Origin of the sequence: Paraburkholderia largidicola, from assembly GCF_013426895.1 — a bacterium.
Lineage (GTDB): Bacteria > Pseudomonadota > Gammaproteobacteria > Burkholderiales > Burkholderiaceae > Paraburkholderia > Paraburkholderia largidicola.
Genome location: NZ_AP023175.1, coordinates 2,615,600 through 2,638,271 on the forward strand (window position 1 = coordinate 2,615,600; position 22,672 = coordinate 2,638,271).

17 protein-coding genes and 2 rRNA genes are annotated in these 22,672 nt (G+C 58.7%); 11 read left to right on the forward strand and 8 right to left on the reverse strand.

Annotated features, from left to right (window positions below):
* Positions 1-151: 151 nt before the first annotated feature.
* A 23S ribosomal RNA gene (locus PPGU16_RS28445) occupies positions 152-3,032 on the forward strand.
* A 207-nt stretch (positions 3,033-3,239) separates the two neighbouring features.
* Positions 3,240-3,353: ribosomal RNA gene (gene rrf / locus PPGU16_RS28450) — 5S ribosomal RNA — on the forward strand.
* Between the two features lie 169 nt (positions 3,354-3,522).
* Here the strand turns inward: rrf and PPGU16_RS28455 are convergent.
* Genes PPGU16_RS28455 through PPGU16_RS28465 form a run of 3 tightly spaced genes read right to left on the reverse strand, consistent with a single transcriptional unit; the run spans position 3,523 to position 7,152 of the window.
* On the reverse strand, positions 3,523-4,626 hold the full coding sequence (locus tag PPGU16_RS28455; RefSeq protein WP_180723694.1) for a lipase family protein: 1,104 nt from the start codon (positions 4,624-4,626) through the stop codon (positions 3,523-3,525).
* Complete coding sequence (locus tag PPGU16_RS28460; RefSeq protein ID WP_180723695.1) at positions 4,613-5,866, reverse strand: LssY C-terminal domain-containing protein; 1,254 nt, start codon at positions 5,864-5,866, stop codon at positions 4,613-4,615. The genes PPGU16_RS28455 and PPGU16_RS28460 overlap by 14 nt, the downstream gene beginning before the upstream one ends.
* Complete coding sequence (locus PPGU16_RS28465; RefSeq protein ID WP_180723696.1) at positions 5,863-7,152, reverse strand: LssY C-terminal domain-containing protein; 1,290 nt, start codon at positions 7,150-7,152, stop codon at positions 5,863-5,865. The genes PPGU16_RS28460 and PPGU16_RS28465 overlap by 4 nt, the downstream gene beginning before the upstream one ends.
* Before the next feature lie 386 nt (positions 7,153-7,538).
* Between PPGU16_RS28465 and PPGU16_RS28470 the strand changes: the two genes are divergently transcribed.
* Positions 7,539-8,009 (forward strand): ribonuclease, encoded by a 471-nt coding sequence (locus PPGU16_RS28470; RefSeq protein WP_180723697.1) that lies wholly within the window; start codon positions 7,539-7,541, stop codon positions 8,007-8,009.
* A gap of 239 nt (positions 8,010-8,248) precedes the next feature.
* Here the strand turns inward: PPGU16_RS28470 and PPGU16_RS28475 are convergent, their stop codons facing one another.
* Positions 8,249-8,518 carry a hypothetical protein gene (locus tag PPGU16_RS28475; protein ID WP_180723698.1) on the reverse strand — a complete coding sequence of 90 codons (270 nt, stop codon included), beginning with the start codon at positions 8,516-8,518 and terminating at the stop codon, positions 8,249-8,251.
* 189 nt (positions 8,519-8,707) lie between these two features.
* On the opposite strand from PPGU16_RS28475, the gene PPGU16_RS28480 reads away from it, so the two are divergent.
* The 7 genes from PPGU16_RS28480 to PPGU16_RS28510 all read left to right on the forward strand — a co-directional run bounded on the left by PPGU16_RS28480 (position 8,708) and on the right by PPGU16_RS28510 (position 17,498).
* The gene (locus tag PPGU16_RS28480) at positions 8,708-9,721 is read left to right on the forward strand and encodes a GlxA family transcriptional regulator (protein ID WP_180723699.1); all 1,014 of its coding nucleotides are present in this window, start codon (positions 8,708-8,710) and stop codon (positions 9,719-9,721) included.
* Between the two features lie 149 nt (positions 9,722-9,870).
* Complete coding sequence (locus PPGU16_RS28485; protein ID WP_180723700.1) at positions 9,871-11,082, forward strand: M24 family metallopeptidase; 1,212 nt, start codon at positions 9,871-9,873, stop codon at positions 11,080-11,082.
* Positions 11,083-11,148: 66 nt separating this feature from the next.
* The gene (glyA, locus tag PPGU16_RS28490; protein WP_180723701.1) at positions 11,149-12,405 is read left to right on the forward strand and encodes a serine hydroxymethyltransferase; all 1,257 of its coding nucleotides are present in this window, start codon (positions 11,149-11,151) and stop codon (positions 12,403-12,405) included.
* Between the two features lie 68 nt (positions 12,406-12,473).
* The gene (locus tag PPGU16_RS28495) at positions 12,474-13,277 is read left to right on the forward strand and encodes a creatininase (protein WP_180723702.1); all 804 of its coding nucleotides are present in this window, start codon (positions 12,474-12,476) and stop codon (positions 13,275-13,277) included.
* Between the two features lie 15 nt (positions 13,278-13,292).
* Entirely contained in the window at positions 13,293-14,768 is a 1,476-nt protein-coding gene (locus PPGU16_RS28500) for a purine-cytosine permease family protein (protein ID WP_180723703.1), read from the forward strand.
* A 281-nt stretch (positions 14,769-15,049) separates the two neighbouring features.
* Positions 15,050-16,411, forward strand: coding sequence for an MFS transporter (locus PPGU16_RS28505; RefSeq protein WP_180723704.1), 1,362 nt, complete (start codon positions 15,050-15,052; stop codon positions 16,409-16,411).
* A 7-nt stretch (positions 16,412-16,418) separates the two neighbouring features.
* The gene (locus PPGU16_RS28510) at positions 16,419-17,498 is read left to right on the forward strand and encodes a GlxA family transcriptional regulator (protein WP_180723705.1); all 1,080 of its coding nucleotides are present in this window, start codon (positions 16,419-16,421) and stop codon (positions 17,496-17,498) included.
* Between the two features lie 105 nt (positions 17,499-17,603).
* Here PPGU16_RS28510 and PPGU16_RS28515 read toward each other — a convergent pair whose 3' ends face one another.
* Positions 17,604-17,861 (reverse strand): hypothetical protein, encoded by a 258-nt coding sequence (locus PPGU16_RS28515; RefSeq protein ID WP_180723706.1) that lies wholly within the window; start codon positions 17,859-17,861, stop codon positions 17,604-17,606.
* A gap of 213 nt (positions 17,862-18,074) precedes the next feature.
* Here PPGU16_RS28515 and PPGU16_RS28520 point away from each other — a divergent pair, with 213 nt between their 5' ends.
* Positions 18,075-18,284: a hypothetical protein gene (locus PPGU16_RS28520; protein WP_180723707.1), complete on the forward strand. Its 210-nt coding sequence runs from the start codon at positions 18,075-18,077 to the stop codon at positions 18,282-18,284.
* Positions 18,285-18,302: 18 nt separating this feature from the next.
* On the opposite strand, the gene PPGU16_RS28525 is transcribed toward PPGU16_RS28520, so the two are convergent.
* The 3 genes from PPGU16_RS28525 to PPGU16_RS28535 form a co-directional block, all read right to left on the reverse strand.
* Positions 18,303-19,256, reverse strand: coding sequence for a SphA family protein (locus PPGU16_RS28525; RefSeq protein ID WP_180723708.1), 954 nt, complete (start codon positions 19,254-19,256; stop codon positions 18,303-18,305).
* A 188-nt stretch (positions 19,257-19,444) separates the two neighbouring features.
* Complete coding sequence (locus tag PPGU16_RS28530) at positions 19,445-21,034, reverse strand: hypothetical protein (RefSeq protein ID WP_180723709.1); 1,590 nt, start codon at positions 21,032-21,034, stop codon at positions 19,445-19,447.
* A 140-nt stretch (positions 21,035-21,174) separates the two neighbouring features.
* Positions 21,175-22,425 (reverse strand): IS701 family transposase, encoded by a 1,251-nt coding sequence (locus PPGU16_RS28535; RefSeq protein ID WP_180723710.1) that lies wholly within the window; start codon positions 22,423-22,425, stop codon positions 21,175-21,177.
* Between the last annotated feature and the right edge of the window lie 247 nt (positions 22,426-22,672).

Below are 22,672 nucleotides of genomic sequence, written 5' to 3' on the forward strand. Positions count from 1 at the left end.
GGCGCGTGAGTAGGTGAATCAGGGTTGTGATTGTATCAATGTATTTTTTGAGTTCATCGAAAGACGAACCTGGAATACGGCACAACGCGAATACTCAACCTGTAGCGGATGTTATCCGGTGAGCAATCACTGAGAGACACACCCGTTATAGGGTCAAGCGAACAAGTGCATGTGGTGGATGCCTTGGCGATCACAGGCGATGAAGGACGCGGTAGCCTGCGAAAAGCGGAGGGGAGCTGGCAAACGAGCTTTGATCCTCCGATATCCGAATGGGGAAACCCGGCCCGTATGGGTCATCCATGGCTGAATACATAGGCCATGTGAAGCGAACGCGGTGAACTGAAACATCTAAGTAACCGCAGGAACAGAAATCAACCGAGATTCCCAAAGTAGTGGCGAGCGAAATGGGACCAGCCTGTACTCTTTATCTTCGTTGTTAGCCAAACGCTCTGGAAAGTGCGGCCATAGTGGGTGATAGCCCCGTAGGCGAAAACAGCGAGGAAGAACTAGGTGTACGACAAGTAGGGCGGGACACGTGAAATCCTGTCTGAAGATGGGGGGACCATCCTCCAAGGCTAAATACTCGTGATCGACCGATAGTGAACCAGTACCGTGAGGGAAAGGCGAAAAGAACCCCGGGAGGGGAGTGAAACAGATCCTGAAACCGCATGCATACAAACAGTCGGAGCCTCGCAAGGGGTGACGGCGTACCTTTTGTATAATGGGTCAGCGACTTACATTCAGTGGCGAGCTTAACCGATTAGGGCAGGCGTAGCGAAAGCGAGTCCGAACAGGGCGATTCAGTCGCTGGGTGTAGACCCGAAACCAGGTGATCTATCCATGGCCAGGATGAAGGTGCGGTAACACGTACTGGAGGTCCGAACCCACTAACGTTGAAAAGTTAGGGGATGAGCTGTGGATAGGGGTGAAAGGCTAAACAAACCTGGAAATAGCTGGTTCTCTCCGAAAACTATTTAGGTAGTGCCTCGTGTATCACCTTCGGGGGTAGAGCACTGTCATGGTTGAAGGGTCCATTGCGGATTACTTCGCCATAGCAAACTCCGAATACCGAAGAGTGCAATCACGGGAGACAGACATCGGGTGCTAACGTCCGGTGTCAAGAGGGAAACAACCCAGACCGCCAGCTAAGGTCCCCAAATATGACTAAGTGGGAAACGAAGTGGGAAGGCTAAAACAGTCAGGAGGTTGGCTTAGAAGCAGCCACCCTTTAAAGAAAGCGTAATAGCTCACTGATCGAGTCGTCCTGCGCGGAAGATGTAACGGGGCTAAGTCATATACCGAAGCTGCGGATGCACATTTATGTGCATGGTAGGAGAGCGTTCCGTAAGCCTGCGAAGGTGCGTTGAAAAGCGTGCTGGAGGTATCGGAAGTGCGAATGCTGACATGAGTAGCGATAAAGGGGGTGAAAGGCCCCCTCGCCGTAAGCCCAAGGTTTCCTACGCAACGTTCATCGGCGTAGGGTGAGTCGGCCCCTAAGGCGAGGCAGAAATGCGTAGCTGATGGGAAGCAGGTCAATATTCCTGCACCAGTGTGAAATGCGATGGGGGGACGGATCGCGGAAGGTTGTCCGGGTGTTGGAAGTCCCGGTCGCTGCGTTGGAGAAGGTGCTCTGGCAAATCCGGGCACGGAATTCAAGGGCGTGGCGCGAGCTTCTTCGGAAGCGAAGCAATCGGAAGGGGTTCCAGGAAAAGCCTCTAAGCTTCAGTTTCACATTGACCGTACCGCAAACCGACACAGGTGGGCGAGATGAGTATTCTAAGGCGCTTGAGAGAACTCGGGAGAAGGAACTCGGCAAATTGGTACCGTAACTTCGGGATAAGGTACGCCCCTGTAGCTTGATGCCCCTGCGGGCAAAGGGTGAAGGGGTTGCAATAAACTGGTGGCTGCGACTGTTTAATAAAAACACAGCACTCTGCAAACACGAAAGTGGACGTATAGGGTGTGACGCCTGCCCGGTGCCGGAAGATTAAATGATGGGGTGCAAGCTCTTGATTGAAGTCCCGGTAAACGGCGGCCGTAACTATAACGGTCCTAAGGTAGCGAAATTCCTTGTCGGGTAAGTTCCGACCTGCACGAATGGCGTAACGATGGCCACACTGTCTCCTCCCGAGACTCAGCGAAGTTGAAGTGTTTGTGATGATGCAATCTCCCCGCGGCTAGACGGAAAGACCCCATGAACCTTTACTGTAGCTTTGCATTGGACTTTGAACCGATCTGTGTAGGATAGGTGGGAGGCTATGAAGCGTGAACGCCAGTTTGCGTGGAGCCGTCCTTGAAATACCACCCTGGTTTGTTTGAGGTTCTAACCTTGGCCCGTGATCCGGGTTGGGGACAGTGCATGGTGGGCAGTTTGACTGGGGCGGTCTCCTCCCAAAGTGTAACGGAGGAGTACGAAGGTACGCTAGGTACGGTCGGAAATCGTGCTGATAGTGCAATGGCATAAGCGTGCTTAACTGCGAGACCGACAAGTCGAGCAGGTGCGAAAGCAGGTCATAGTGATCCGGTGGTTCTGTATGGAAGGGCCATCGCTCAACGGATAAAAGGTACTCTGGGGATAACAGGCTGATACCGCCCAAGAGTTCATATCGACGGCGGTGTTTGGCACCTCGATGTCGGCTCATCTCATCCTGGGGCTGTAGCCGGTCCCAAGGGTATGGCTGTTCGCCATTTAAAGAGGTACGTGAGCTGGGTTTAAAACGTCGTGAGACAGTTTGGTCCCTATCTGCCGTGGGCGCTGGATATTTGAAGGGGGCTGCTCCTAGTACGAGAGGACCGGAGTGGACGAACCTCTGGTGTACCGGTTGTCACGCCAGTGGCATCGCCGGGTAGCTATGTTCGGAAGAGATAACCGCTGAAAGCATCTAAGCGGGAAACTCGCCTTGAGATGAGATATCCCCGGGGCTTCGAGCCCCTTGAAGGGTCGTTCAAGACCAGGACGTTGATAGGTCAGGTGTGGAAGCGCAGTAATGCGTTAAGCTAACTGATACTAATTGCCCGTAAGGCTTGATCCTATAACAGGTGTGTCTCGACCAGCGTTAGCGCTTCAGCGCTTACGCTGGTCCGATCCCCGAAGGGGATACTGTGAACCTCCAGAGGAGGTATCAGGACACACAGGTTGAGATCAGTGTTGTGCCAGATTAAACAACACAACCCCCCTCTTTACGCTTCTTCCAGATTGGCTGTGGCGCGCAAAACCGCGACGCAGCAACCCGTCAAAGCCTGATGACCATAGCGAGTCGGTCCCACCCCTTCCCATCCCGAACAGGACCGTGAAACGACTCCACGCCGATGATAGTGCGGATTGCCCGTGTGAAAGTAGGTAATCGTCAGGCTCCCTATATCAACCAAGACCCCGCCCTCAAAAGCGGGGTCTTGGCGTTTGGGGCGCATGTTTTTAATGTCGCGCGCCCGGCGAGGGGCTCAGGCCGAAATGGCCCGCTTCACGATCCCGCATATTCCCCATCAGAACTCGTCGATTCCGGCGAACATTGACGCGCCCATTCACTTCGAGGACGTCATCAGATCCTCTTCAACGAAGCGCAGAATCGCCTCTGTCAGCGCCTCACGCGGATAGGCATTCTGCGTGACGAACAACGCGCCGATCGTGGGATGCGTCCTGGCAATGGGCACGGCGAGCGCCCAGTGATCGGCGTTTACATAGCCAAGAAGAGTACTTCCAGGTATCAACTGATCGTAGAAAATGACCTGACTATCGTTGCGTGAATCGATCCGCGCGAGCTTGTCATAGCTCGATTTTAGAATCGACGAAATCCGTTCCTGCTGCGGGAAGGTCACGAGCGAATAGAAGTGCACCTCGTCCGGAAGCGGATGCTGCGCGAGCCACGCCTTGCGTACGGCGGGCCGCAGGCTCTGCACCGCGCCCCCGTCGCCAGGGGTGCACATCGCCCCCGGGAAGTGCCTCATCAGATCGGCCTGGTACTGCTCCGCGTCGTTCGCGAGTGGCGACCCGCCTACCGCGCCCGCCGCGCTGACGACCGCCGCTATGCGGGCGCGGATCTCCGGGTAGGCCACCACGGCTTCAAGAATGTCGGGCGCGCCCTTCGAATAACCGATCAGCACGACGCGCGGTGCGCCTCCGGGAGGCGGCATGGCCATGATGGCGTCGCGGATCTGCCGCGCGTTATTCGCCGAACCCGACAGCGCATCGACATCGAGCAGCATGCCGTCATAGCCGGACTGGCGCAGATTCGCGACGACCGTGCCTTGCGTATTCAGCCAAGGTTTGAAGCAGTCGTATCCGATCCCGGCGACGACTGCAGCGACCAGGTGCCGTTCCGACGGCTTCAGATCGACGGGCTTGCCGGTGCCGGGCGGCTCGTCGCCTACGCGCGTCAGCGCGTCGTCACAAGGCCGGTAGTCGGGCAATGCGGCGCCGTGCGCTTCGAGGACGGCGCAATAGATCTCGCGGAAGTGCCCACGCTTGTCCAGCACGCCCGCCTGCGATGCCGGAACGAGTGCCAGCGGAGGGGTATCGGTCGAATACGGAACGAGCGGTTTCGTCGCGCATGCGCCGAGCAGCAGAGCGACGCATGCCGCGGTCATGGCTGCTGCCGGGCGAGCGAAGCTCAGGTCACTTGGGTGCATCGCCCGTTTCTCCACGCCGGATCGCTTCGCGTTGCTCGATAAACGGCACCCAGTCGATAAGTTGCACATCCGAGAAACTGAGCGGCCGCGTTGCAAAGAACATCACTGCGCGCAGCCCATCCGTATAGTAGGTTGCGTTGTCGAGCGTCGTCCGGGGCTGCCCGGTCGTTGCCTCGCCGACACCGTACACGAAGCCGAGCTTGTCGAGACCGCCCGAGTACATCAGGTCCTGGATCAGGAAGTTGCGCGCTTCGTCGACGTTGCCTTGCAGGATGAGGTGCGCGTCACCGCGCGGTACGAAGCGTCCGCCAACAGGGCGGCCAACTTGCGCGATATAGACCGGTTGTCCCTGAAAGCGGATCGGCGTGAGCCATCCGCGTATCCAGGTGGCGGGCGCGCCGCCCTGCGCCTGCTTGCGCCCGACGGCATCCGCCTCGCGCCCGAACACTCTCTGCACGGCGTCGGACTCGCGCAAGTCGCGTCGATAGTTGCGCCGCACCATCGCCGCTCCGATGTCGGTAAGCTGGCCGACGAGCACTGCGTTGAGCGGATCGGCATTGGCGGTGCCATCCGCGTTGGTGGCACAGCATGGCAGGCGTTCCAGTGCGGCCCGCAGCGACGCGAGATCCGGGCAGTCCGTGATCGAGGTTTCGGGATACGCGAACAGGAACTGTCCGGGTTGCGTGACTGATGTACCGCCTGGCACGGGCGCAAAGAGCGTGAACGGGATCAGCGTTTGACTACCGAACAGATCGATATTGACGAGCTTGGTCACGCGATCCGGGTTCGTGAACAGTACACCGCTGCGCGTCTCTCCCGGTGGTATCGGGTTTTTGAATCCGAGGTCGGTGAAGTAGTCGTCGATCTGCGTATTCGTTGCGCCGCCAAACAGCTTGTGAAACGACCACGCGACTTCATGCGGCGAGAAGTAGTCCGGATCCGTACCCGAGCGCAGCAGCCATAGCGGCTGCGATGTCCCATTCTGCACTTCGACCCAAACCGACTGCACATGCGTTTTGTCGATATCGACACCGAACATGCGCACGCTGTCTTCACTGCCCAGCACGGCTGCGCTGACGCGCACATCGCGATTGGTGGCGCTTACGGCACGCGTGCGCAATGGGCCGTCGTCGGCATGCGGCGGGGGCTGCCATGTCGAGCAGCCGGCGATGGCAAGCGCAAGGCTCGCCTTGAACATCGTGCGCATCAACGCACGACTTAGGGGGCGCACGGCGTTCATCGTTTGCCCCCGGACGATGTTCCCCTGAACGCGTCATCGGCGACCCAGGGGAATAGCTCGATCTCCGCAAGCGATCTCGGCGCATGGTCGAATACGAGCACCTGGCGATAACCATCCGTGTAGTACGGATCGGTTGTCAGGTTTTCGCGCGGCGCGCTTTGCGGCGCAGCACCCACACCCGCGACGAGACCGAGCTTCACGAGGCTCTGCGAGTAGGCCATGTCTTCCGTTAGCGCCGTGCGCGCCTCGTCCACGTCAGGATCGATCTTGTGCGTCGTGAGCGTCGGCGAATGAACGGTGAGGCGAACACCAATGTCGCGGCTGATCTGTCCGACCCACACGGATTTGCCGTGATAGCGCATGGTGGTGAGCCAGAGCCGCAAATGGTTGCGCTGGTGAATGGTGTCGCGCGCTTTTTGCAGCGCGAGATCCTGTGCGCGGCCGAACAGATAGAGATCGCTCACGGGCGCGTTGACATAGGGTTCGCCGGAGAGCGCGGACGTCACCATCTTCCAGATCGCGCCTGACCACTTCTGCTCGGTCGGACTCCAGCCGCGCCGCACCAGCGCGGGAAAGGCGTCGTCGAGACCGCCCACGATCACCAGGTTGATGGGGTCGCCATTCTTCGAACCGTCCTTGTTGGTGAGGCAGCATGGCAAGGCTTCGAGCGCCGAGCGGAAGGCGTCGTCATCCGTATAGTCGACGACAGGAATGTCCGGGTCAGCTGCGCGCTTGAAAACGTTGCTGGTCTTGTAGTCGGCCTGAAACCCGGGGACGACGGTGAGGATCGAGAACGTCTGGGCCCGCCCGCTTGCGACGAGGTCCACCTCGACCAGCTTCGCGCCTTCACTGAGGTTGGTCAGCACGAAGCCGGATGCCGTCTGGCCGGGCAGAACAGGATTGCGAAAAGCGACTGCATTAAAGCGTTGGTCGAGTGCGCTCTGTTGTTGCTGCGTCGCGTCACTGTCGAATGCTTCGGCTGCTTCTGAAGGCGGAAAGAAGTTTGGATCCAGTCCCGGACTCATCAGGAAATAGCTGCGATGGTCGTTATTCTCGACTTCGATCCAGACAGGCTGAATTTTCTTTTTGGCGAGTTCTGCCTGGTATAGAGAGCGGCTTTCATCCGACGAAAGTACCGCTGTCGACACGCGCAGGTCGCCATTGGCGCGAGAGACAGCGCGGCTCTGGTAATCGCGTCCAGCCGTCGTGGAAGGGGTGTCGGCGCAGCCGACTATCGAGCAGGCCGCGAAAACGATCGTCAGCACTTGCAGTACGATGCGCTTCATTGGAGCACCTCACGACTGCGCGACAGCGGAAAACTGAATTACCGTCCTTGGATGTTTCGGACCTGCCTTCCGAAACGCAAGAAAATTATAGTGCGTCGAATGGATTGCCAGCCACGGAAGTGACAGGACAGCGAGTTTGTCGCACGGGGACACTCAGTAATGCATGGGAACGATTGACGATGCATCTGCGTTCATCGACGGACGCCATAAATACGGCAAACCAGCTTCCTCTAGTACAACATCGAGGCGATGCATTTCTGCACGATTGCGCCGAACACGCATCAACGCAAGATCGGTCACGGCGACGTTGATTCACCGTGCCATTAGCGATACCCTGAAATCGTTCGTGATCGTCGAATGCTGGTCAACCCGGAGATAACCGTTTCGTGAAACGAGCGTGGGCTTTCTCCTGCATCCTCGCCTTGGGCGCGATCCTCAGCGGATGCAACAAGGACGGATCGCAAAATGCCACTCAGAATCCTGACGCATCTGCGAGTCAGGCGCTGCCGCAGCCTGGGCAGGCCGCGAGTGGCACACCCGCTGCATCGGGCGCGCAGGAGCGGAGCACGCCGGCCGCCATCACCAAAGCTCAGTTGCCAGGGGAAGCAGCTGAGACACTGCGTCTGATCAAAGCGGGCGGTCCTTTTCCTTTTGGCGAGGACGGTGTGTTGTTCCGCAACAGCGCGTCTTTGCTGCCGCAGCATCCGCGGGGCTACTACCACGCATACACAGTTCGCACGCCTGGTTCAACGGATCGCGGGCTACGCCGCATCGTATGTGGTGGACCACGCAAGCAAACCACCGACTGCTATTACACCGAGGACTACTACGCCAGTTTCAAACGCATTGCAGAATAATTCGAGCCAATTAAAAACGCCCCAGGCCTCTTGAAGCAGAGTCTGGGGCGTTGCATTTTCAGAGACGGTTCCGCGACCGCACGATCAACGTGCGTCGTTTCGGCATAGCCTTGTGCGGCACGAGGACAGCCCACTCAGCCGCGCACCGAAGCCTTCCGGAGCAGCTTTCGACGAACGTCGTCATCGGGTTCCCGGCTGGGGCCGTCGAGTGCCCCGCACACGTACCCGCCGAGCGAGAACTAATGCCCGAGTGCCTTCCTCAATTCGGCGGTTATTTCCGCTCGCTGACGGGTGGCAGCGCCGACGTGAAAGCCCGCGGCGATGACAAAGAGGATTCCAGCCACTGGCCAGCCATAGATGGCGGCGGCGAAGCCAAGCCAGCATGCTTCGTGAAGCGGGTAGGCGTGGAGTGCCCATAAAAAGCAGGCAACTGGCAACATCAGCAGGAACAGAGCCGACCGATTAAGAAAAGCTCCGACTGCCGCTTTCTTGTGTGTCTCAGATTGCATGCCTGTCTCCATGAGGAATGGCACTGGCTATAGCGTCGCACAGCAGTCATTGCGCGAATACTTGGTGAAATCCCTGACATATGCCAATCCGTCGGGCGATCGTTCCTGGCATCTGCCGTGATGTGAGAGGTTTCCAACGCGCTGCGGCTATGATGCGTGCATATTCTTTACCCCCTGCTATAACCGGTCATGTCGTCAACCATTGAAACTCGCCACGAAAGTCGCCTCGATGCAGGACTGCATGACTTGCGCGTCACGCGTTATGGATTTCTGCTGCTGGACAACTTCTCGCTGATCGCGTTGGGCACCGCCGTGGATCCGTTGCGAATCGCGAACATGCTGATCGAGCGGAAGGTCTACGAGTACCAGCTGATCGGGGCAAGCGACGAATACGTGTGTTCCAGCGATGGGATCCGCGTGATGCCCGACACGTCGATGGCGGAAGCCGGCAAGTTCGACGCCGTCTTCGTCGTCGGGCCCAATCCGATTCCGCGCAAGGGGATCGGCGCTGTGCTGGACTGGTTGCGCTTGCACGCACGCAGTGGGACGGCACTCGGCGGCCTCGACACGGGCAGCTATTTTCTGGCGCGAGCCGGTCTGCTCAACGGCTATCGATGCACGATCCACTGGGAAGATCAGGACGTGTTACTCGAGCAGTTCCCCAAACTCACAGTGTCGAACCGCCTGTATGAGGTCGACCGCGACCGCTATACGTGCAGCGGCGGCGTAGCGCCGCTGGATCTCATGATTCATCTGCTCGGCATGCCGCCCGGAAGCCATTCGCTGGCAGCGCGCGTACTCGAACTGCTGGTCGCGGAGCGGCGCAGTCATGAGCAACGACAGGTCACGTCGCTGCGGCAGTACATCGGTGCCGAGCACGCGAAACTGGATGAAGCGCTGCAGGTCATGGAGAGCAATGTCGAAGAGACCTTGTCGGTAGCGGAGATCGCGTCGTTTCTCGAAGTCTCGCAGCGGCAACTCGAACGCTGGTTTCAGGAGCGGCTAGGCAAGACGCCCGCGCAGGCTTACCTGGAAATTCGCTTGTTGCGCGCGAGGCAGTTGCTCTACCGAACGGCAAAGTCCCTCGAAGAAGTTTGCGCACGCACGGGTTTTACTTCGCTGACGCATTTTGCGACCCGCTACAAGGCGCAGTTTCACATCTCGCCGATGGCGGACCGCAGGCGTTATCAAAAGGCGCTATAAGCCTCTGAAATTCCCCCGTCACGCTCCCTTGTGGTTAACCCTCAATGTCGAAAATGAAGAGTCTGATGTCGTATCGGGAAATATTCTGAATCACCACACTCCTAACATTCGCTCACTTCCACTGCATTTTTCACCGAGGAGTCGAGCGCATGAAACTGGAGAACCTGATCCGGATCGAGAACGGCGAGAAAGTGAAGCACACTTTCTCCGATGCCGAATATGCAGGCCGTCAAGGCAAGCTGCGTGAACTGATGGCGCGCGAGAACATCGACGCCGTATTGTTCACCTCGTATCACAACATCAACTATTACGCGGATTTTCTTTACTGCTCGTTCGGCCGCAAGTACGGGCTGGTCGTGACGGACAGGAAAGTCGTGTCGATCTCGGCGAATATCGATGGCGGACAGCCGTGGCGTCGTACCGTCGGCGACTACAACGTGGTCTATACCGACTGGCAGCGTGACAACTTCTTTCGTGCCGTACAGGGCGAGATCGACAACAAGGGACGCGTGGGCGTCGAGTTCGATCAGATCCCCGTCGAAGTACTGGGCAAACTGAAGGCCGCGCTGTCGTCCGTCGAGTTCGTCGACATCAGCGCGCAGACCATGCGGATGCGCATGATCAAGTCCGCGGAAGAAATCGAAGTGATCAAACACGGCGCGAATGTGTGCGACGTGGGTGGCGCGGCGCTCGCGGCAGCCGTGCACGAAGGCGTGCCTGAGCACGAAGTGGCGCTGGCATCGACGCAGGCCATGGTGCGTGAAATCGCGCGGCGCTTTCCCGATTCGGAACTGATGGATACGTGGACGTGGTTTCAGTCCGGCATCAATACCGACGGCGCACACAACCCTGTGACGACGCGCAAGGTGCAAAAGGGCGACATCCTGAGCCTGAACTGCTTTTCGATGATCGCGGGTTACTACACGGCACTCGAACGCACGATGTTCTTCGATCATTGCCCGGACGAGCATCTGCGGCTCTGGAAGGTGAATGTCGAGGTGCATGAAGCCGGGCTCAAACTCATCAAGCCGGGTGCGCGCTGCTGCGATATCGCGAATGAACTGAACAAGATCTACGCCGAGTATGGCCTGCTCAAATACCGCACGTTCGGCTACGGCCATTCTTTCGGCGTGTTGTCCCACTACTACGGACGCGAAGCCGGCCTCGAATTGCGCGAAGACATCGAGACGGTGCTGGAGCCGAACATGGTCGTCTCAATGGAGCCGATGATCATGTTGCCGGAAGGCCAGCCGGGCGCGGGCGGTTACCGTGAGCACGACATTCTCGTGATCGGCGAGAAGGGCGCGACCAACATCACCGGTTTTCCGTATGGGCCGGACCACAACATCATCGCGGCCTGAAGGCCAGTAGCGCGAAGCCCTGCGGCGTATGCCGCAGGCGATCAAACATGGCAGGAGGCTTCACTGATGTTTTCAAAAGAACAGACGATCGCAGGCTTCGATCCCGAACTGTCGAATGCGATGCTGCTCGAGCGGCAACGGCAGGAAGATCATATCGAGCTGATCGCATCGGAAAACTACACGAGCCCGCGCGTGCTCGAAGCACAGGGTTCGGTGCTGACCAACAAGTACGCGGAAGGGTATCCAGGCAAGCGCTATTACGGCGGCTGCGAGCATGTGGACGTGGTCGAGTCACTCGCCATTGACCGCGCCAGGCAGCTTTTCGGCGCAGCGTATGCGAACGTTCAACCGCACAGCGGCTCACAGGCCAACGCAGCCGTGTATCTGGCCTTGCTCGCACCGGGCGACACCATTCTCGGCATGAGCCTCGCGCACGGCGGTCATCTGACGCACGGTGCGAAAGTGTCGTTTTCGGGCAAGGTGTTCAATGCGGTGCAATACGGCGTCGATGCGTCGACCGGCTTGATCGATTACGACGAAGTCGAACGGCTCGCGCTCGAGCATCGGCCGAAGATGATCGTCGCGGGCTTTTCGGCGTATTCGCGTGTGCTCGACTTTGCACGCTTTCGTGAAATCGCCGATCGTATCGACGCATATCTATTCGTCGATATGGCGCATGTGGCGGGTCTCGTTGCCGCCGGCCTGTATCCGAATCCCATTCCGTTTGCGGATGTCGTGACGACGACCACGCACAAGACCTTGCGCGGCCCGCGCGGCGGCCTGATTCTCGCGCGCGCAAATGAAGCGATCGAAAAGAAGCTTAATTCGATGGTCTTTCCGGGCACGCAAGGCGGCCCGCTGATGCATGTGATCGCAGCGAAAGCGGTCGCCTTCCGTGAGGCGCTCGGCGCGGAATTCGTTGCCTACCAGAAGCAGACGTTGGCCAATGCGCGCGCGATGGTGGCTGTTTTCATCGAACGCGGCTATAAGATCGTATCGGGCGGCACCGACGATCATCTGTTCCTGGTGGATCTGATCGATAAAGGCATCACAGGCAAGGACGCGGACGCCGCGCTCGGCCGCGCGCACATCACGGTGAACAAGAACGCGGTGCCGAACGATCCACAATCGCCATTCGTGACGAGCGGCATCCGCATCGGCACGCCTGCACTGACCACGCGTGGCTTCGACGAGAACGACGCGAAGCTCACGGCATCGCTCGTATGCGATGTACTCGAACACCTGGGCGATGCGCAGACGGAAGCCCGCGTGCGCGAGCAGGTTGGGCAGCTTTGCGCGCGATTGCCCGTGTATGACCGCTGATGGTTTTGCCGCGACGCCGATGCATCGACCTATAGCGATGAATAGAACCTGCTAACGAGGAGACGTACATGAAGCAAAGCGTGGTAATTGGAGAGCTCGCGGCGCCGGACTACGCGCGCCGTATCGGCGACGGCTGGCCCGTGCTGATCCCCCTCGGCGCACTGGAGCAGCACGGTCCGCACATGTCGATGAACCCCGACGTGCTGCTGCCGACGGCGATCGGCATTGCCGTTGCGCAAAACATCGACGCGCTCGTCGCACCGGCCATCGCCTACGGCTATAAGTCACAGCAAAAGAGTGGCGGCGGCAATCATCTGTGCGGCACCACGAGTCTCGACGGCCATACGTTGTCGTCGACCATCAAGGACATCCTCAAGGAATTCGCGCGGCACGGCGCGCGCAGAATGTGTCTCATCAACGGTCACTTTGAGAACTCGATGTTCGCCGTCGAAGGTATCGACCTTGCGTTGCGCGAGCTGCGCTGGGAGGGCATTGACGACGTTCAGGTGGTGCTGCTGTCGTATTGGGACTTCGTCACCGAGGCGACGATTGCGCGGATCTACCCGGACGGATTTCCGGGCTGGGCCGTCGAGCACGGCGGCGTATTGGAGACGTCGCTGATGTTGCATCTGCATCCGCATCTGGTGGATATGTCGCAGGTGCCCGCGCATGCGGCGGCGACGTTTCCGCCCTACGACGTGTTTCCGCCGATCCCCGAATGGACGCCCGCATCAGGATGTCTTTCGTCCGCGGCGGCCGCCACGGCGGACAAAGGCAAGCTGCTATTCGACGTCTGCGTTGAAGGTATGTCGCAGGCACTGAGCGAGGCGTGGCAAGCCCGCGCCAACGCATCGCTTGCATCGCGAGCCTGAAACCGGGGAAGAGCCATGAGCACGCATGAAAGCAGTCACACGCAACAGGCAGTGGAGGCCGACAAGGCGTGGAGCATCGAGCAGCACGCCATCGATCCCATTCCCCGCAAAGACCGGCATGGCACGCCAGCCGAACTCTTCAAGATGTGGATCGGCGCAAACACGAACTACGTAGTCGTCGTCACGGGCGCGCTGGCGCTCTCGCAGGGGCTGTCGTTATGGCAGGCGTTGCTCGCGATTCTGGTGGGCAATGCATTTGGCTGTTTCGTGCTCGGTCTGACGACCATCATGGGGCCGAAGACGGGCACATCGGGCATCATGACGTCGCGAAGTTCATTCGGGCAGCTTGGTTCTTTTCTGCCGAAAGCCGTCAGTCTGATTTCGGCCTTGAGCTGGTTCTCGATCAACTCCGTCGTCGCGACCCAGGCACTCGAATCGCTGCTGAAAATGGGCGGTTTTCACAGCCACGGCGTGGTGTGGGTCTCGCTTGCGATCATTCTGGCTGCGGAGATCGTGCTGGCGATATTCGGTCACGCCACCATCATTGCGGCAGAAAAATGGATCGCGGTAGTACTTGCGGTCCTGTTTGCGGGACTCGCCGCATTCGTGTTGCCGCATACGAGCCTTGCAATCGCGTCGCAGGTCAATCATGGCGGCGGGTCGTTCAGCACGTGGCTGATCGCAATGGGGATCGTGTTTTCTTACCCGATCGGCTGGGCCAATTTTGCCTCGGACTACAGCCGCTATTTCCCTGCGGAAACGAGCTGGAAGAAGATCGTGCTCGCGGCGGGCGGTGGCCAGTTCGTCGCGCTGGTGTTCTGCGAAGTGATCGGTGTGCTGTTCGCGACGGCGCTCGGTGGCTCGCTCGGCGACGATCCTGTCAGCCAGTTGTCGCGCTTTCTGCCGACGTGGTTCATCGTGCCGTTGCTGTTCGCGATCATTCTCGGCGGCATCGCGGCCAACGTGCCCAACGGCTATACGGCGGGTCTCGGTCTGCTCGCGTTGCGCATTCCGATCAACCGCATTACGTCGCTGGCGATCATCGCATTGTTCACATTGACGTTTCGTATCGTCACGGTGTTCTACGGACAGTTCTTCGACATGTACCAGGTCTTTCTCAACTACATGGTCTTCTGGACTGCGCCTTGGGCCGCGATTGTCGTCGTCGACTACTTCATGCGCGGAGGCCGCTATCGCACCGACGACTGGATGAAGTGGGGCAGTGGCGCGTACTGGTACACGGGCGGGATATTCTGGCCTGGCATCATTGCGTGGGCACTGGGGATCGTCGCGTCGATCGTGTTCTCCAACTCGCCGACCTATGTCAGCCCGTTGATGCGCGACTATCTCGGCTGGGGCGACCTGAGCTTCGAGTTCTCCCTGCTGACGGGCGGTATTGCGTACTTCCTGCTTGCGCGCCGGCATCCGCTCTTTCACACATCGTCGTCTGGGGATCGCCTGCAAGGCGACGTGCACTCCAGCTCGATCTGATCGTATCTGCCAAGGTTGCCCGCTGTATTCGCCGACGTTGCAAAACGTCAGCGGATACAGCGGGCTTTTTGCATGCTGGTCACGGCTGGATCAGGTATACCCTCGATGTCGAAAACAGAAAGTATTGCGTCGAGACGGGAAATGTTCGTTGATATTGGACTCCTACCATGCACTCAAGCAGGCTCGATCGATTGAGGTCCGATCGGACGAGCCGAAGCACCGCGCGAGCGCATGTTGCTGCCTGCGCACCGTTATCGCAACATCAGGTCCGGAGAGAATCAATGAGCACGAGAAGAACCTTGTCGGGCGATTCCGCGAACGGCATCATCGCGCCGTCAGGAGCAAGTGACAGTTCCATGAATGAATCGGTGGACCCGAAACTGCTCAGGCGCGCGGCATGTGCGAGCTTCATCGGCAACTTTGTCGAATGGTTCGATTACGCGTCGTACGGTTATCTCGCGACGATCATTGCCGTGGTGTTCTTTCCGAAGACGGACGGCACCACGGGACTGCTGGCGGCATATGGCGTGTTCGCCATTTCGTTCATCGTGCGGCCGATCGGCGGTATTGTCTGGGGTCACTTCGGCGACAAGGTCGGCCGGCGGACATCGTTATCGCTGTCTATTCTGATCATGTCGTGCTCGACTTTCGTCATTGCACTATTGCCAACCTATGCGCAGGTCGGGGTGTTCGCGCCCGTTCTGCTTCTGGTCGTACGCGTGATTCAGGGCTTTTCGGCCTCGGGCGAATACGCGGGCGCTTCGGCGTTCCTCGCCGAATACGCACCGGCAAAGCGACGTGGCTTCTATACGAGCATCGTACCGGCGAGCACAGCGGCAGGTCTGCTGTTTGGCTCGATTCTCATCGCTGTATTGCATGCCGCGTTGAGCACCGAGCAACTGCATTCGTTCGGATGGCGTTTGCCGTTCCTGCTGGCAGCACCGTTTGGTCTGATCGGTCGGTACATCCGCGTGAAACTCGAGGACACGCCGCGTTTCAAGGCGCTGGAGCACGACCATCACGTGGCGCGCGCGCCCATTGCCGAACTGCTGGGCAAGCATCGGATGAAGATGTTGATCGCGTTCGGTGTGACGTGCCTGAATGCCGTCGCGTTCTATCTGGTGTTGAGCTATATGCCGACCTATCTGTCGACGGAATTGGGTATGGACGAGACGGCCTCGTTCATTGCTGCGACGATCTCGCTGACGGCCTACATCGGGCTGGTGTTCGTGATGGGCGCGCTGTCCGATCGCATCGGACGCAAGTCGATGCTGATCGGCGCGTCGATCCTGTTCGCGGTGTTGACGGTGCCGCTCTTCAAGGGGCTGGCCGGCGCGAGCTTCATGATGATCGTCGCGATCCAGATCGCCTTTGGCGCATTGCTGACGATGAACGACGGCACGCTGCCTTGCTTTCTCTCAGAGATCTTTCCGACACGGGTGCGCTATAGCGGCTTCGCGTTCTGCTTCAATGCGGCGAATGCGCTCTTCGGCGGCACGGCGCCGCTCGTCGCGACATGGCTGATCGGTGCGACGGGCAATAAGCTCGCGCCAGCGTGGTATCTGGTCGGCGCGGCAGGTGTCGCGCTGATCGCGATGATCTTCAGCCGCGAGACCTCGCAAGCACCGTTGGCCGACGAGTAACCCGGCCATGGGCACTACAGCCGATTCATTCGAGGTCAAGCCGCCCGTGCACTTCGGCATTGTCCTTCTGCCGAATTTCACGCTGACAGCATTTTCCGGCTTTGTGGATCTCTTGCGTCTTGCCAGCGACGATGCCGATTTCAGCAAGCCGGTGCGGTGCGCATGGACGATAGTCGGCGAAACGCTGACGCCAGTGAGGGCGAGTTGCGGCATTCAGGTCCAGCCGTGGCAAACCTTCGACGACGCAGGGCGCTTCGATTATGTGGTCGTGATCGGCGGCCTGCTGCATTCGGGACCTGGCGTCGGGGATGCCACACTTCGCTTCATTCGACATGCCGCCGATTCGTCGTCCACGCTCGTGGGGATTTGCACTGGCGTGTTCGCGTTGTCGAGCGCGGGTGTGATGGACGGACATCGCGTGTGTGTCAGCTGGTTTCACTACTGGGACTACATTGGACGGTTTCCGCATGTCGACGAAAGCCTGCTCGTCGCCGACCGGCTGTTCGCGATCGATGGGCGCCGTATCACGTGCTCGGGTGGTCGCGCGTCCATCGATGTGGCAGCGGCCATTCTGCAGCGGCACATCGACGTTGCGACTGTTCAGAAAGCGCTGCGTATCCTGCTCGTGGAAGATGCGCAGCGCCCGAGCGCACCGCAACCGCACCCGCCCGGCACCGAACCCGTGACACATCCTCGGGTGAAGCGAGTCGTTCATCTGATGGAGCAGCACATTGGGCGACCGTTGAGCATGGAAGAACTGGCCGATCGGGTGGAGGTGTCCGTGCGACAACTCCAACGGCTGTTCAAGACGCAAACGGGTGAATCGCCCCTTGCGTACGCGCGTCGGATGCGGCTGAAGACGGCTGCATGGCTGTTGACGGACTCGGACCGGACGGTGGCGGATATCGCGGCAACCTGTGGCTTTTCGGACGCCTCTCACATGGGGCGTGAATTTCGACGCGAGTATGGCGTCGCCCCCAACGTGTATCGCGCCGCTCGGGGCAATTTGCCGGTAGGTGCGCGCGGCAACGGGGAAACTCAAGCGGTTCGCCGTAGCCCTAAAGCGGCCGGTTATTCCGCGCTGTAGGTGGTAGGGACGGGAAGCCGGCGCAGTGGGTGCAGCTATTGCCCGCTGCCCGGCCACGGCCTTTTTATGCAGCTACGCGTCTTTGCAGCTGGACTTCGGTCACGATCATTGCTTGACTTCGCCTGTCTTTCCCGCCGCGGAGGCGCCTTGAGGAGATAGCGCTTTCGATCGCTTATCCATCAGCGTTCCTTCCGCATTTCCCGGGCCGCCTTGTTGCGCCTTGTCGGTAAGGCTTTTACCAGCGTCGCCGGATTGCATCTTCATCGCGTCGCCGCCCGACGCGTCCCCGGGTTTCGTCTGAGCGCCGGCACCCGCCGAGGCGGTTATCAGTACGACCGCTGCAATTGAGAAGAATCTGTTCATCTCTGCCTCCGCTTATTTCAAGGTGTGACAGACACAGCGCACACCCTGTGCCCGGTGGCATTCACTCGAACGCATGGGGCGGATGGCGATTTCGAAATGGCTTTTCCAGTACGCGACCTTAAAGTTTTTCGGACCGGTGCCGAAATAGCAGAGTGTCAACAGAAGGCTCAACGCCTCTCGCTGTTTCTCTCTTCTCTGCGGCACAGGTCTACAATGAACACGAAGAATTATCGCGAGACGGCTGTTAAAGGGATGGCGCAACAAGTATCGGACCAGCGCCTGATAGATACCGGCGACCGGGATGGCCGTTCATCATCAGTTACCGAATGGATTGAAGAAACCGCTGGCGTTTGGCTGGCGGCAGTGTTCACGGTTATTGCCGGGGCTGGAACGATTCAGCAGGTCGTCGCATTCTTCCGCTAGTTTCCATCTGGAATTGGCCTATTCAAACGTTGCACTCATCGACAACTGCACTGCATTTCCGCTGGGTCTTGCATGTGCCGCAAATTCGTTGATCCACCGAAGATTGGCAGAAACAGGCGTTTTCCCAACCTTGCCGGCCCAGCCGATCATTGGACCCATGCCGACGGAGTAGCCTTTCGCGCCACCGATCAGATCAGCTGTGGGGCCGGTATCGTCGCCGAGCTGCTGAATCCACCCGCCGACGACGCCCACGCTCCATCCACTCCTGAAGCGCTTGAGTGCCAGCACGTCGAGTACGCTGACGGCGGCATTGTGGTAGTTGGTCTCGCCATTCGTTGTATAGAACTCGACGCCGTAGTTGACGGTCAACTCGATGTTATTGCTGGGAAACAGCTTCGTATAGGCAATATTCGGCGTGAATGTCCAGGTGTTCTGACCGGCGTTGGCGAGGCGACCGGAATTGTACGCGCCCGTCGGTGCGTAGATTTGCAGGCTCAGTGCAGTGTAGTCAGTTGGCGAGAAACGATAACCCGCAATGACGGGTGCAAAGAAGAGATCGGCAAACTGGGTGCCATGGTCGGGGCGCAGAAGACCGTTGAACGACGACGCACTGGAATACTGAACAGGTACGCCAATGGATGAAGCAAAGTTCCATCCTGCCAGATTGATGCCCCATGTCTTAACCAGGTTGGCGATCGTGTAGACAACCTGATAATTCAGGCCGCCTGTTATCTGCTTTCCTGTCGACACTTTCTTGCTGGCACTGAGCGATCCGTCGTAATAGATGGTCGCCCACGAAACGATCCACTCGCTGGTGGGTGGAACGATTCCACCGTATGGCGTTACCTGTTGACCGGTTATCGGGCGACCGACGCCCGTTTCCGTCGCCGACGAATGTTGCGGTATGCCGGCTACACAAACGGTCACCAGCAGACTATTGGTCACGTGTCGAATCAAGCGACGTTTATGCATAGTGATTTTGCTTAGGTTTTATGAATGCCCCAAACGTGCAGACAGGCGGCGTGCAGACCACCTGCCGCAACGATTGGGCATTCGATGAGGCTTCGCGGATTGACGCGCGCCTGAGCGCGAAAATGGCGAGTAAGGCTGGCCCGGGACGGTTCCGGAGATCAGCCCATCACTCGGGTGCCGTCAGCCAATCAGGTGTTTGCGGGATCTTTCAGATTCACGCGAACCGGGCCGCCTATGCTGTTGAAGATGAGGTCGCCGTTCGGCGCGTACTGGATGATTGCGTAAGCGCCGTTGCCGAGATTGTCTTTGCCGAACTCGACGCGCTGTACGGTTTTGCCGGTGTTCCAGTCAAGACCTGTCAACTCCCAGCCAGTCTTTTTGTAATAGCCGTTCACGAAGACGATACCCGATGCAGAACTGACGCTCGGTACCATGCTGATCGAGATCACATCGCTTCTCGTCCAGACCGAATGCCAGCGATGTGTTTTCGGGTCCCATTCGAAACGCTCGGTACCGTGGCCCGGCTGGTTGACGGGGCCAAGCGCCAGTACGTCGACGAGTTTGTCCTTCTCGCCGGATTCCGAAATGTTGTTGACTACAAAGGCGCCATAGCCGTTCACGACGACAGACTGTTCGGTTTGAATGAATTTCGGCAGTGGCGTCAATCCAGCCGTCACGGCGATCTGGCCTGCTATGCGGTTCGACTTCGCGCCAGCTGGTGCTTTCCAGCCGGTGGGGATTTCATTGCGCCAGAACGCGACCAGATGCGTGCGATTTGCGCCGTCGGTGATCACGACGAGCTGGTCCTGATCCCGTCCGAATCCCATCAGCGTGGGGGTGGAGCCCGTGCCATTGCCGAGCTTGATGGTTGGCGGCTGCTCGCCGGTGTCGTACGGCGACGTCCAGGCGCCATCCGCCGCGTCGGAGGAGAGCTTCGTCCCGGTCCAGACCAGCTTGTGCATCATCTTGTTCGACGCAATGTAGATGCCGTTCTGATCGTCGATCGCAAATGAGTTGGTGACGACCTCACCCGGTGCGAGGCGTATCGTTTGCGCGTTGCCTTCAAGAGACCGGTCAAGAACACTCACGGTGAAATTGGACGCGACGACGAGCTTTCCGTCATACGTGACGCCAGTGCCGACCAGGTACGCGTCCGGACCGATAATCGAACGCATATTGATGGTCTTGATGACTTTTATCCCTGCGGACGGGTTCTTATCATCGACCAGGCTGAATTTCGTCAGGAAGCCGTCGGCGGTGTTGTAGAACACGTCGTTGTTCTTGTCGACGACCGAATAGACACCATTCACCGCGCGCGTCCAGTCGAGGCCATAGATATCAGTCACTGCTTTTTGCACTTGTGCAGCATTGGTGAAATGCTGACCCAAAACCTTGTCGTGCATCTGTGCGGAGATGATTTTCTGGCCTGGCGCCGCCATACGGGCGACTTCCTTGAACTCGCCATTCGACACGTCGATGTAGGTGACACCTTCACTCGACACTCCCCACATATAAGACGGAGAAGTCGATGCGAGCGTCATGATGTTGACGGGACCCGCGACAATCCGCTTTTCCTTCCGCAGATCGACCTTGAACGTGCCGCGCGGAACGGCATACGGAAAGGAATCGCTCTGGGATGGATCGAAATGGGTAATGGCATATTTTTCTGCCGCCAGATAAGGATTGGGTTTCGGGTTGGCTGAGAGGTCTTGCGCAAGGAGAGCGAATGCAGGGATGAGAGTAGCGATACCAGCCAACAAACGGAAACGTTTCGACATTAATTATCCTTTATCACGGAACTGCGATCATCCATCGAAATGAGGGAGGGGTTGTTGCTTACATTTTCAAAAGAAGATGCTCCATGTAGTGATAGAGAGCGTTGACAAGGGGGCCAAACACAGACGAACGACGCAGTGCATCACGCGCCAGGTTCCGGGTACATTGAGAGTCTTCGGGACGCAAGGTCCCGCTCACTCGCCAGTCGCTCTCCGAGACGGAAGCCATACGAGGCCGTGCATAGCGTGGCGTGGTGATGAAATCCTCTCCAGCCGCGGCCCGAATAATGATCAAGGCCGAAATCCTGACGAAGTTCCTCGTGATCCCGATCGGTGCGCCAGTGGTAATGTGCCGCTGCGACGAGTTCACTGATCGACGTGTCCTCTGGCAGTGTCGACAACCAGTATCTGACGGGTTCCGGTTCGCCCACTGGCCACTTCAATAGCAGCCACTGCAGCGGCTGCAATCGCGTCCAGCATGCGTAGTTGTCGGCATACTGCACCCGCGCCACGCCAAACCGGCTGCTTCTCAGATTTCCGTTTCCTTCTCGCCAGTTGATCGTCTGCAACATGTGCGCCGGCAATTCCATGGCGAGCGCCCTGACACTGACGGGGTAGTGCGCGGCCGTACGCCATGTCTGTGCGCCTGTGCGTCCCGCGTCCCTGTATCCCGTCGACGGTGGTGTTTCGGCTTGCGTGCGCCAGACGCGTGCTTGCGACGTGACACCCAGTACGTATGGCAGCCCGAGGTCGATCAAGCCTTGCCTGAAGTCCGGATCCATGCCGTAGCTGACATCAGCGAGCACAGGGCGTGAAGGCGTTCCTGCGGCCAGTAGTCTTTCGATCTGTTGAAGCGCCAGTGTGGGTCTGCTCGCAAATTGCACTTCGGTGGGGACGCCTGCCTTTCTGCGCCGGATTGGATCGTCGGCCCAAGCGCGCGGCAGATACAGCCGCCAGCCGACAGGCAGACTGGCGCTTTCGCAGGCCAGCGAAACACTCACGGCAATTTGACATTTGTCATATCTGGCCGATGCTCCGTGATGTTGTCTCGCGACGCCCACTGGCTGACTGCCACGCTTCGGAAAGGTGTTGCAGCCGATGACCCACCAGCCACTGCGGGACAAGCCCGTCATCCGCGGGGTCACCCAGCGGGCGATCTGTCTTAGCAGTTCTTCATCGCACCATGGAGCTCTGGCCACGAAATGATGCAGCGCCTGACGCATTGCTGCTGCACGCGCGGGTTGCAGATCCTCCGCAATGGCATTCGTGCTCTTTCGTTCCAACGGGCGCATCAGTCCCGTGCAATAGTCACGCAGCCCGGCAATATGATGCTTGTGCCGGAATCCTTGAGAAAGATGTTCCAGGTATTCATCAAACCGTTGAGATGTACTCATTGCATTGAGATAGCTTCGTTGGACGCCAGATGTTTCAGTCGCATCATCGAAAGGCTGCGTGAGTGAATCTGCATATGCAGTGGGACTGCTGAGGTAATTCCCGGCATATCAGTCAGCGCTATGCGGCAGCATTGGGTTTTGAATTCAAGGGTGCGGAAAGCGTCAAAGTGAGACCCGGATAGCTTGACGTTCGAGTGATGCGTCTGCATGAGGCGAACGTGACATTCCTGTCATGTTTGACGCGGAG

Excerpts from the sequence above, each read along its gene's own strand:
- PPGU16_RS28460 (WP_180723695.1), bottom strand. The coding sequence starts at position 5,866 with ATGAACGCCGTGCGCCCCCTAAGTCGTGCGTTGATGCGCACGATGTTC.
- PPGU16_RS28520 (WP_180723707.1), top strand. The coding sequence starts at position 18,075 with ATGAACACGAAGAATTATCGCGAGACGGCTGTTAAAGGGATGGCGCAA.
- PPGU16_RS28530 (WP_180723709.1), bottom strand. The coding sequence starts at position 21,034 with ATGTCGAAACGTTTCCGTTTGTTGGCTGGTATCGCTACTCTCATCCCT.
- PPGU16_RS28510 (WP_180723705.1), top strand. The coding sequence starts at position 16,419 with ATGGGCACTACAGCCGATTCATTCGAGGTCAAGCCGCCCGTGCACTTC.
- PPGU16_RS28495 (WP_180723702.1), top strand. The coding sequence starts at position 12,474 with ATGAAGCAAAGCGTGGTAATTGGAGAGCTCGCGGCGCCGGACTACGCG.
- PPGU16_RS28480 (WP_180723699.1), top strand. The coding sequence starts at position 8,708 with ATGTCGTCAACCATTGAAACTCGCCACGAAAGTCGCCTCGATGCAGGA.
- PPGU16_RS28500 (WP_180723703.1), top strand. The coding sequence starts at position 13,293 with ATGAGCACGCATGAAAGCAGTCACACGCAACAGGCAGTGGAGGCCGAC.
- PPGU16_RS28475 (WP_180723698.1), bottom strand. The coding sequence starts at position 8,518 with ATGCAATCTGAGACACACAAGAAAGCGGCAGTCGGAGCTTTTCTTAAT.
- PPGU16_RS28485 (WP_180723700.1), top strand. The coding sequence starts at position 9,871 with ATGAAACTGGAGAACCTGATCCGGATCGAGAACGGCGAGAAAGTGAAG.
- glyA (WP_180723701.1), top strand. The coding sequence starts at position 11,149 with ATGTTTTCAAAAGAACAGACGATCGCAGGCTTCGATCCCGAACTGTCG.
- PPGU16_RS28505 (WP_180723704.1), top strand. The coding sequence starts at position 15,050 with ATGAGCACGAGAAGAACCTTGTCGGGCGATTCCGCGAACGGCATCATC.
- PPGU16_RS28535 (WP_180723710.1), bottom strand. The coding sequence starts at position 22,425 with ATGAGTACATCTCAACGGTTTGATGAATACCTGGAACATCTTTCTCAA.
- PPGU16_RS28455 (WP_180723694.1), bottom strand. The coding sequence starts at position 4,626 with ATGCACCCAAGTGACCTGAGCTTCGCTCGCCCGGCAGCAGCCATGACC.
- PPGU16_RS28515 (WP_180723706.1), bottom strand. The coding sequence starts at position 17,861 with ATGAACAGATTCTTCTCAATTGCAGCGGTCGTACTGATAACCGCCTCG.
- PPGU16_RS28465 (WP_180723696.1), bottom strand. The coding sequence starts at position 7,152 with ATGAAGCGCATCGTACTGCAAGTGCTGACGATCGTTTTCGCGGCCTGC.
- PPGU16_RS28525 (WP_180723708.1), bottom strand. The coding sequence starts at position 19,256 with ATGCATAAACGTCGCTTGATTCGACACGTGACCAATAGTCTGCTGGTG.